At 23.6% G+C, this 314-nt stretch carries 1 pseudogene; it reads left to right on the top strand.

Going from position 1 to position 314, the window contains the following annotated elements:
* Positions 1-306, top strand: a pseudogene (locus OL66_RS03930) (tyrosine--tRNA ligase); the annotation flags it as partial.
* Between the last annotated feature and the right edge of the window lie 8 nt (positions 307-314).

The raw sequence follows: 314 nt of genomic DNA, 5'->3' as shown, positions 1-314 counted from the left end.
ACTAACCAAATTTTATTTTCTAATGCTAAAAAAGAATCTTTCCAAGAAAAAGATTTTATTTTATTGCAAAAAACTTTGTTTTGTCATTCCACAAAAGAAGATATTTTATTAGTTGATGCTTTAGTTCAAACAAAACTGGCAACTTCTAAAAGTGAAGCTCGTGAATTTATCAAAGACAACACTATTAAATTATTTAATCAAAAAATCAAATCCCTTGATTTTGCAATAACCAAAAAAAACACTTTATTTGATAAATATGTCCTTTTGAAAAAAGGCAAAAAAAACAACGCTTTAATAGTCTTTTAATTATTAAT

The organism is Chrysanthemum yellows phytoplasma (genome assembly GCF_000803325.1).
GTDB classification, from domain to species: Bacteria; Bacillota_I; Bacilli_A; order Acholeplasmatales; family Acholeplasmataceae; genus Phytoplasma; species Phytoplasma asteris.
The sequence above is the reverse complement of the archived record's forward strand: the minus strand, read 5'-3'. Positions and strand labels throughout refer to the sequence as shown.